11 protein-coding genes and 1 other annotated feature are annotated in these 7,718 nt (G+C 36.1%); of the genes, 5 read left to right on the top strand and 6 right to left on the bottom strand.

The annotated features are described in order from the left end of the window. The first annotated feature begins 136 nt into the window (after window positions 1-136). Window positions 137-207 (top strand) — a sequence feature (ribosomal protein L21 leader region). Window positions 208-243: 36 nt separating this feature from the next. Genes rplU through rpmA form a run of 3 tightly spaced genes read left to right on the top strand, consistent with a single transcriptional unit; the run spans window position 244 to window position 1,205 of the window. After that, complete coding sequence (gene rplU, locus ACQV2P_RS08315) at window positions 244-555, top strand: 50S ribosomal protein L21 (RefSeq protein ID WP_258436143.1); 312 nt, start codon at window positions 244-246, stop codon at window positions 553-555. Window positions 556-557: 2 nt separating this feature from the next. Then, complete coding sequence (locus ACQV2P_RS08310) at window positions 558-902, top strand: ribosomal-processing cysteine protease Prp (RefSeq protein WP_428874422.1); 345 nt, start codon at window positions 558-560, stop codon at window positions 900-902. A 12-nt stretch (window positions 903-914) separates the two neighbouring features. Further along, on the top strand, window positions 915-1,205 hold the full coding sequence (gene rpmA, locus ACQV2P_RS08305) for a 50S ribosomal protein L27 (RefSeq protein WP_090290150.1): 291 nt from the start codon (window positions 915-917) through the stop codon (window positions 1,203-1,205). 106 nt (window positions 1,206-1,311) lie between these two features. Here rpmA and ACQV2P_RS08300 read toward each other — a convergent pair whose 3' ends face one another. The 5 genes from ACQV2P_RS08300 to ACQV2P_RS08280 form a co-directional block, all read right to left on the bottom strand. After that, a complete protein-coding gene (locus ACQV2P_RS08300) occupies window positions 1,312-1,467 on the bottom strand; it encodes a hypothetical protein (protein ID WP_428876034.1) in 156 nt (51 codons plus the stop codon). Window positions 1,468-1,805: 338 nt separating this feature from the next. Continuing rightward, window positions 1,806-3,011: a hypothetical protein gene (locus tag ACQV2P_RS08295; RefSeq protein WP_428876036.1), complete on the bottom strand. Its 1,206-nt coding sequence runs from the start codon at window positions 3,009-3,011 to the stop codon at window positions 1,806-1,808. 13 nt (window positions 3,012-3,024) lie between these two features. Further along, a complete protein-coding gene (locus ACQV2P_RS08290) occupies window positions 3,025-3,780 on the bottom strand; it encodes a hypothetical protein (RefSeq protein ID WP_428882128.1) in 756 nt (251 codons plus the stop codon). Further along, window positions 3,781-4,461, bottom strand: a complete 681-nt coding sequence (locus tag ACQV2P_RS08285) for an ABC transporter ATP-binding protein (RefSeq protein WP_428874418.1) — start codon at window positions 4,459-4,461, stop codon at window positions 3,781-3,783. After that, window positions 4,454-4,834 carry a GntR family transcriptional regulator gene (locus ACQV2P_RS08280; RefSeq protein ID WP_428874417.1) on the bottom strand — a complete coding sequence of 127 codons (381 nt, stop codon included), beginning with the start codon at window positions 4,832-4,834 and terminating at the stop codon, window positions 4,454-4,456. Before ACQV2P_RS08280 ends, ACQV2P_RS08285 begins: the two co-directional genes overlap by 8 nt. Window positions 4,835-5,058: 224 nt before the next feature. Between ACQV2P_RS08280 and ACQV2P_RS08275 the strand changes: the two genes are divergently transcribed. Together ACQV2P_RS08275 and ACQV2P_RS08270 are read left to right on the top strand one after the other, a co-directional pair. Next, on the top strand, window positions 5,059-6,528 hold the full coding sequence (locus ACQV2P_RS08275; RefSeq protein WP_428874995.1) for a DUF1538 domain-containing protein: 1,470 nt from the start codon (window positions 5,059-5,061) through the stop codon (window positions 6,526-6,528). A 10-nt stretch (window positions 6,529-6,538) separates the two neighbouring features. Next, complete coding sequence (locus ACQV2P_RS08270; protein WP_428894879.1) at window positions 6,539-7,189, top strand: P-II family nitrogen regulator; 651 nt, start codon at window positions 6,539-6,541, stop codon at window positions 7,187-7,189. A gap of 207 nt (window positions 7,190-7,396) precedes the next feature. Here the strand turns inward: ACQV2P_RS08270 and ACQV2P_RS08265 are convergent. Beyond that, the coding region (locus ACQV2P_RS08265) for a hypothetical protein (RefSeq protein WP_428894878.1) at window positions 7,397-7,718 on the bottom strand (322 nt) is incomplete at its 5' end.

Raw genomic sequence — 7,718 nt, 5'->3', positions numbered from 1 at the left:
ATAAGCATGCCATTTTAGAAGCACCTTGTGTAACATATGTTTGACAATTCTAGAATTTACCAAAGATATCTTTCCTTAGAATTATTGACAGTCTAAAGTAATTCTGATATCCTACTAATGTTGTATTTGTGTAGCACCACAACTGCAACCGCTCATCCTTGAGTTTAAGTGCATTAGCCACTCAAGTTGGCGAGTCTAAGTGTAGGTATTTATACCGAAAATCTAATAATAGGAGGTGCTTGAATGTACGCAATTATAAAAACAGGCGGCAAGCAAATTAAGGTAGAAGAAGGACAAACAATCTTCGTTGAGAAGCTAGACGTTGCTGAAGGCGATAAAGTAACTTTTGATGAAGTCGTTTTAGTAGGTGGTGAAGGTGAAACAAAGGTAGGTTCACCATTAGTTGCTGGAGCAAGTGTAGAAGCGACTGTTGAGAAACAAGGACGCGAAAAGAAAGTGGTTACTTTCAAATATTTACGTCGTAAAGATTCTCACCGTAAGCAAGGACACCGTCAACCATACACTAAATTAACTGTTAACGCGATTAAGGCTTAATCATGATTCAAGTACAAATCAGCCTTTCAAAAGAGGGTCAAGAAGTTAAAGAAATCGAAATGACAGGACATGCTGGTTATGGTGAACATGGACAAGATATTGTCTGTGCCGCAGTATCTAGCCAAGTTATTTCAGTAGAAAACTCTCTTTACCAACTCTTGCAAGTGCCTGTAGAAACCACTGTTAATGAAATGGAAGGTGGTTATCTCAAGCTCGTACTACCATCGATTGAACAAAAGAAGTTAAAACATGATGTGCAACTTTTGATGCGTCATTTAATTTTAGCTTTAGAAGTGACAGAACAAGCTTATCCCGAATATATCCAGATTAAACAAACTATACTATAGGAGGTGCTCTCTATGTTGAAATTAGACTTACAACTATTCGCTACTAAAAAAGGTGGAGGTTCTACTCAGAACGGTCGTGATTCCATTGCTAAGCGTTTAGGCGCTAAAGTTGGCGACGGTGAAGAAGTAACAGGTGGATCAATTATCTACCGTCAACGTGGAACAAAAATCCATCCAGGCGAAAATGTTGGCCGTGGTGGCGATGATACATTATTTGCAAAAATTGATGGAATCGTTAAATTCGAACGCAAGGGTAAAAAAGCTAAGAAAGTTTCAGTTTACCCAGTAGCTGTTGAAGCTTAATCGAAGTTTTTAAAATGCCTAACATCTTAAAAGCAGTCCTAGTTAAACTAAGACTGCTTTTTTGTTTGTCTAATGATTTGTTGAAGTGACAGTTAAGCCGTAGTCATCATTGGTCGTTTATTTCAATTTCTTTGAATGCTATATTATAAAAGTCTGTCTTATCAATTAAAATAATACTTTTTGATTCTTTGCTTTTATCGGCTATTAACTCATCTTCTGTTGACTGTTTAATTGCTCTTTTTTGATTGAAGTATTTTCTCAAATTTTGAAATTTCTTCCTCTAGTTTTCTGCTTTCTTTTTCCCTTGCGCAAAGCAGTTGTGTCACCCGAGCTCATCATGCTCACCAGCCGTAAAAGCCTCTTTCATTTCACTTCCTCTTTAAATAGTTGATGGCTAAAATATTTCCAGTAATTTAAAGTGACTATTCTATGGGGAATATAGCTAAGAAGCATAAATAAATTTCTAATTATAATGTAACTTTAAGTAATAAAAAGGAAATGGTTTTCTTTTAAAATTAAATGCATAACTTTTTTAAAATAAAAGGAGGCTGTGACATTAGTCAGCCTCCTTTAAAGTACAATATGGGTGCGTATGATTCTTTAATTCCAAATTAAAAGATCTAAATAATTCTGATACTCTTTAGGAAAATCGATTCTAAAGAGTGACTGGCTTTGTCCGGTGTTTAAATCGTAATAGCCATAATATTTCTTGCCAGAATCATTGAGGGAGAGAAGAGATGGCCCCTTACTGTTATAGTCAATCACTTGAATGTCTAGCCCAACTTCCAAAGATTCAAAATGTTCAATCGGAATCTCACCGATATAATTATCTTCCTTTATTGAGTAGCGACCAAAGTGAGGCTTATTTTTTTGATATTCGATGATATAAATATGGTTAGAGTCAGCAGTCAGGATTTCGAAGCTATTTGAACTTGGAATGGTTACTTTAGTTTCTTGCCATGATTGGTCTTTAAAATCAAACAGAAAGAAGGGACCATTCTCGTCATTTTCAAGATTATAGCTAGTTTGAATAAAGGGAGCATCAAGAGAGAGGTTACTACTTAAGAATGGACTATTGAACCAAACATCTTTAGCTAGAGTTTCCTCATCACTATATACAGTATAGTCTTCTTCATTAATGAGTTTAAATTGGTTTTCTTTGTTGACTTCATCAAGTTGGTAAATTGTAATTTTGTTTTTAAAGGAAAATTTGTCGCTATTGCTGTTTCCCGATTCGATATTGTAAAGACACATTAGATAATATTTACCATCAACTTGTCGGACTTGAACATTTTGCAGATAGATTTTATCCGAGTCCTTAATTGAAGTTTTGATTGTAGGAATATCTTTGATAAGCTCCTTTTTATTTGTAAAGTCTAAAAAGTGAACTTTGATGGGTTTTTCTTCATTAGAAAACAAATCACTTTCAATCCAGAAATAGTGCTTATCTCCTTGATAGATTTGTTCTAGTGAATCTATTCCTTTGAAAAAGTTGGGGGCTTCTTTAGCTAATGCTTTTAATTCTTTATTTCCCTCAAAATCAAGGCTTTTGAATCTAAGATTTGAACGACTCAACTGAAAATCTCCACTTTTATTTTGGAACATTTCTTCTGGCAGAGAGAAGAAACTGTTTTGACTACTTAGTTGGACATACTCTTCAGGTAGATTGGTTAGTTTTTCATCTCCTTTTATTGAGGTTAATTTCCCAATAATCGGCGAGTTAAGACCATAGAGACTTCCTACTAATAAGATTAAACCCATGCCAATGATTGCAAAGTATTTAATCATTTGTTTATAATAATTCATCTTTCTACCTCCTTTAAATATGCAGATCTTTTGCGACATATTGACTGCCAATCCAGTAAGTGATACTTCCTACAAGGATAAAACTGAGTGGATAAAACGCATGAAACTCGAGATTAGTAGGTAGCATACCAAAAGCTATGAGTTTTCCAGTAAGATATGTTCCTGCTACTAGGATGAGCAAGTAGAGGACAGACCATTTCCAGGAATAGGCGCGTTCAAGCAGTACAAATAGAAGGGTGATTGGAATCAAGGCAAGCCAGGCTAAGATATTAACAAGCGATACCCAGATGGATTCGGTGAAAAGATTGGTGAAATAAGAAAAGTTGAAAACGAGATAGAGGGGCATATCATTTGAATACCGCTCTTGTAAGATCATTTGTAAGAGAAAATGAAAAACATATACTGTAAAATAAACGAATAAAATATTCAGGAAAAAATAAAAGACGAGGCTTAGAAATTTTGCATGGTAGAGGCTGGATCGTTTAAAAGGGCCAGCTAACCAGCGAGAAATCATTTTACCTTGGCTAAACCAATCTTTTAACCAGACTAAAAGGGTCGCAATGGCCGTACTAATAACTCCGATAATAAAGGCGATATTTATGATATTCAGCAATATACTTGGCTGAATAACCATATTTTGTTGAAAATTGCTTTGTATATTATTATTAATAGAAATTAAGGATAGGACGAGATAGATTAAAGCGATGGATAACCAGTAAAGTTTCTGTCTTTGTATTTCAAAATAAGTTAAACTTAATATTTCTTTCATTTAATTTAACTCCTTTCTTAACCATTCAACTAAGGATAGTTCTTCATTTTCACGCATATCTTCTAAATAGATAGAGTGTTTGATTTGGCCCTCACTCATTAAAACGGCTCGGTCGATAAAGTGTTCGACATCGTAAAGTTCATGAGTGGTTACTAAGACACCACAGTCTTTTTGGATAAATGAACCAAAGAGTTCAAGAATTTCTTCCCGGCTAAAGACATCGATGCCAGCAAAGGGTTCATCTAACAGAAGATAATCTGCCTCTAAAGATAAGCCTAACATTAAATTAAGTTTTGCTTGATTCCCCTTGGATAGCTCTTTAATGCGCTTACTATCTTCTAATTGGAAAAAATCTTGGATATCTTGTGCTCTAGTAGGATTCCAAGCAGGATAGAGATTGTACATAAATTCTTTGCATGCTTTAACCGTCATCGAAGGGGGAAAGTTGAGGTAATCGGGAACATGCCATATTCTAGCTTTAGCATCTCGCAATTTTATTTCATCAATATAAATTTCCCCTTGATAAGGCAAAAGTCTGGCAATACAGTTAATGAGGGTCGATTTTCCTGTACCATTAATGCCGATCAATCCAGTGATTTCACCTGGTTTAACTTCTAAATTGATGTCTTTAAGGACCTTATGCTTACTGAAAGACTTGTTGAGGTTTTCGATTTTAATCATGGTTAATGGCCTCCTTTTTAATTTGATAGCTATGGGTAAGGCGTTGGATGATATCTTCTAATTGCAAATCCATGGGAATTAAAACATCGACTAGGTTTTCGATGGCTTGATCAATGGATTCATATTTAAGTTGAGAAATTAATTGCGTATCAGTTGTTATGGTGCTAGGTCTTTGAGCTTGAGTAACAATCATACCTAAGTCCTCCATTTCTTTAAATGCCTTTTGAACGGTATTGGGATTGACTTTCCATTCCTTTGCTAATTGTCTTCTTGAGGGCAATTGATAACCCGGCGTATATTTGCCTGTGATGATCTGATCTTTTACCCAAGTAATAATTTGGGTATAGATGGGTAGATTGGGTGCAAGTTTCATTATTTTACCTCCATTAAAGCTTTATTATATTCCAAGATGTGTCCCACAATCATAATACAGCTTGTTTAAGTGTATTATACGAGCCATACACTTTTAAGTCAAGGTATGAAGGTAAAAATGCAAGTAAAAGATGAACGGAATGAATGGTGATAAAGATTTAAGCAAAAGTCAAGCTAAGCTATGGTATGATGAAGGAGAAATAATATTTATGAAGGAGGAATGTTATGGATTTATTAGTCGATAAATTAAAAGAAGTGTTAGCTTCTGTACTGCCTATTATACTTATAGTCGTGATCATTTCATTGACCATGGTCAATGTGTCGGCAGATATGATGATTCGTTTTTTAATAGGGGCTGTCTTTTTAATTATAGGTTTAACGATCTTCTTATTTGGTGTGGAAGTTGGTATGAGTCCTATAGGAGATTTGATGGGGAAAAGTGTAGCAGATGCTCCCAATATTTGGGCCATTACAGGGCTAGCCTTTGTAATTGGTTTTTCGGTCACGGTCGCAGAACCTGATTTACTTATTTTAGGCCAACAGGTGGCTGATGCGATGGGAGGAGCTCTTACTTCAACGGTGATTGTTGCAATGGTCTCACTTGGTGTCGGCTTCTTAATTGCTTTTGGTATCGTGCGGATTTTGTCTTCCTTTTCGATTAAGTATTTTTTCTTAATTGCTTATGGGTTGATCGCCTTAATGGCCTTATTGGTTTCTAATGATTTTATAGCCATTGCTTTCGATGCGTCAGGTGCCACGACAGGTGCCTTAACCACACCTTTTATCTTAGCATTGTCAGCGGCTGTTTCATCTCGTAAAGGGGGGCACATGGCTGAGGAAGATTCTTTTGGTTTAGTAGGTGCCATGAGTGTCGGGCCAATTTTAGCAGTTATTTTATTATCAGTTATTACAGGAGTAAGTTTCCAAGGGCAAGCAGAAGTTTATCGTTATACGGAGGGAATTATTGCTCCATTCTTTTTGGCTATTGGACACACCTTGCTTGAGTCTTTAATGGCCCTCGCTCCCTTAGCCATTTTGTTTGCGATTATGAATTGGAAACAATTTAAGCTCAAAAAGCGTGAACTCAAACGGATTATCAAAGGGGTTACTTACACTTTGATTGGACTGGTTCTCTTTCTAATAGGTGTCAATCAAGGCTTTATGGATATGGGGCGTTTTCTAGGTAATATGTTAGCGCGTGACTATCAGGCATGGTTACCCGTAATTGGTTTGATTATGGGCTTGGTGATTGTTTTGGCTGAGCCAGCCGTTCACGTATTGGGAGACCAAGTTGAAGCGGTAACGGGTGGTTTTATTAAGAATAAACTTTTACTTGTCTTTCTATCTATTGGAGTAGGCCTAGCTGTCAGTGGGTCACTGGTTCGTATCCTAGTGCCTAGTATTCAAATCTGGTATTATTTATTACCTGGCTTTCTTTTAGCCATCTGTTTATCCTTTTTTGTAGATGATTTATTTGGAGGGATTGCTTTTGATGCGGGAGGCGTAGCTTCCGGACCAATGACGGCAACTTTCATCCTGTCCTTTGCACAAGGGGCAGCGGATCGGATTCCAACGGCAGATGTGGTAACGGATGGCTTTGGTGTCATCGCAACGGTTGCAATGGCGCCAATCGTCATGATATTATTACTCGGAATCATCTATAAGTGGAAATTAAAACAAGAAAAAATAGCATAGGAGGGTATTTATGCAGACAGTCTTATTTTTTGCAATTGTTAAGAAGGGTACAGCCTCCTATTACCTTGAGCAGGCACGCCTGGCAGGAGCCACCGGTGGAACGATCTTTCAAGCAGAAGGAACAGTTGCCAATCCTTTCTTAGATTTATTAGGTTTGAATGATTCCAAGCGTGAAGCCTTATTGATGTTGGTTGATCATTCAAATGAAGAAAAAATTCATCAAGTCTTAACCGAAAAGTGTGAATTACCTAAAAAAGGAAAGGGCATTCTCTTTTCAATTAATACAAGTAGTGTCTATGGCAGTCACCAGTTAATGCATGAATTTAATGAGGGAGGTCAAGAAATGAGTAAGTATCAATTAGTAGCTACAATTGTTGATCGTGATTCAGGGGATGAAGTAGTGGAAACTGCTCGTGAAGAAGGAGCAGGTGGAGCAACTATCCTCCATGGTCGAGGACTAGGTTCGAAGAAAGCTCCTAAGATTTTTAATGTTCAAATTGAACCGGAAAAAGAGCTTGTCTTAATGATTGTTGAGACACAAAAAGTGCCTGAAATCATTGAAAAAGTTTCTAAAGCCATGGATATTGACCAACCGGGTAAGGGAATCCTTTTTACTATCGATGTCAACGATGTAAGCGGGCTTTTCCAACAAATAAACTAATTATGTAAAACTAAAAAAGTGGATTAAGACGAATGATTAGCTTATGATACATTTATTAAAAGGGAAAAATGACAAAAGAAGTTTGTCGTAACACCGAAAATAAAGCTATTTAATATAGTATCAATTCGAAAAGTAATTTTTTGAAAAAATAAATATTAAAAAAGCAAGATGAATTAAATTAATAATTTATCTTGCTTTTTAGTATTGCTAAATTTTTGCTAATCTTATGATACCTCTAAATAAAAATTGTAATTTAACAGGAGCGACAGTATATATTTTTTTAGCACCTGTCCATGATATATATCCTTCATATTTTATGCCGTTCCTATACTCTACATACCATTGTTTATAGGATCTAGGGACCGGACCCGGGTCAGTTGGTACCACTTTCCATACTTCTACAAAAAGAGTACGCGGAGGCCAAACTTTCGACCTGAATATATAATCCTCTTTTGTTACATCTGTATCTTCAGTAGAAACAGATTGTGTAGTAATATAATCCTCTTTTGTTAGATCATTATCTTCAACA

The organism is Facklamia sp. P12932 (assembly GCF_050409545.1).
In the GTDB taxonomy this organism is placed as follows: domain Bacteria; phylum Bacillota; class Bacilli; order Lactobacillales; family Aerococcaceae; genus Facklamia.
This window is presented reverse-complemented; position numbering and strand designations above follow the sequence as displayed.

Coding starts and splice junctions, on each gene's coding strand:
- ACQV2P_RS08270 (WP_428894879.1), top strand. CDS start 6,539: ATGCAGACAGTCTTATTTTTTGCAATTGTTAAGAAGGGTACAGCCTCC.
- ACQV2P_RS08280 (WP_428874417.1), bottom strand. CDS start 4,834: ATGAAACTTGCACCCAATCTACCCATCTATACCCAAATTATTACTTGG.
- ACQV2P_RS08295 (WP_428876036.1), bottom strand. CDS start 3,011: ATGAATTATTATAAACAAATGATTAAATACTTTGCAATCATTGGCATG.
- ACQV2P_RS08275 (WP_428874995.1), top strand. CDS start 5,059: ATGGATTTATTAGTCGATAAATTAAAAGAAGTGTTAGCTTCTGTACTG.
- rplU (WP_258436143.1), top strand. CDS start 244: ATGTACGCAATTATAAAAACAGGCGGCAAGCAAATTAAGGTAGAAGAA.
- ACQV2P_RS08285 (WP_428874418.1), bottom strand. CDS start 4,461: ATGATTAAAATCGAAAACCTCAACAAGTCTTTCAGTAAGCATAAGGTC.
- ACQV2P_RS08290 (WP_428882128.1), bottom strand. CDS start 3,780: ATGAAAGAAATATTAAGTTTAACTTATTTTGAAATACAAAGACAGAAA.
- rpmA (WP_090290150.1), top strand. CDS start 915: ATGTTGAAATTAGACTTACAACTATTCGCTACTAAAAAAGGTGGAGGT.
- ACQV2P_RS08310 (WP_428874422.1), top strand. CDS start 558: ATGATTCAAGTACAAATCAGCCTTTCAAAAGAGGGTCAAGAAGTTAAA.